This window comes from Barnesiella sp. ET7, from assembly GCF_024733785.1.
Lineage (GTDB): Bacteria > Bacteroidota > Bacteroidia > Bacteroidales > Barnesiellaceae > Barnesiella > Barnesiella merdigallinarum.
The window spans coordinates 1-362 of sequence record NZ_JANRHM010000087.1; the positions used below are offsets into that span (position 1 = coordinate 1).

Sequence of the window (362 nt, forward strand, 5' to 3'; positions counted from 1 at the left end):
GTGTGATGTTCAAATCCGCATAGTCGATGAGCGTATCTTTGGCCATCAATACTGCCCGTCTAATCTTGTTCTGCAACTCCCTGATGTTACCTGACCAGGAGTGTGAGAGCAACAACCGTTCCGCTTCAGCCGTGAAGCCCGTTCTTTTCCTATGAAGCTCCGCAGAATATTTTTCTCGGAAGAAGTTGGCAAGCGGGAGTATATCTTCGGGGCACTCGCATAGTGATGGTTGGTGTATCTCAAACTCACCTAAACGGTGATACAGGTCCTCACGGAAACGACCGTCAGCAATAGCCTTCTCCATATTCTCGTTGGTGGCGGCAACGATACGCACATCCGCCACACGCTCCCTGCTTGAGCCT

The 362-nt window shown here is 50.8% G+C and carries 1 protein-coding gene; it reads right to left on the reverse strand.

The genetic code is table 11. The features are described 5' to 3' along the window. The coding region (locus NW211_RS14040; RefSeq protein WP_258328295.1) for a sigma 54-interacting transcriptional regulator at positions 1–362 on the reverse strand (362 nt) is incomplete at both ends.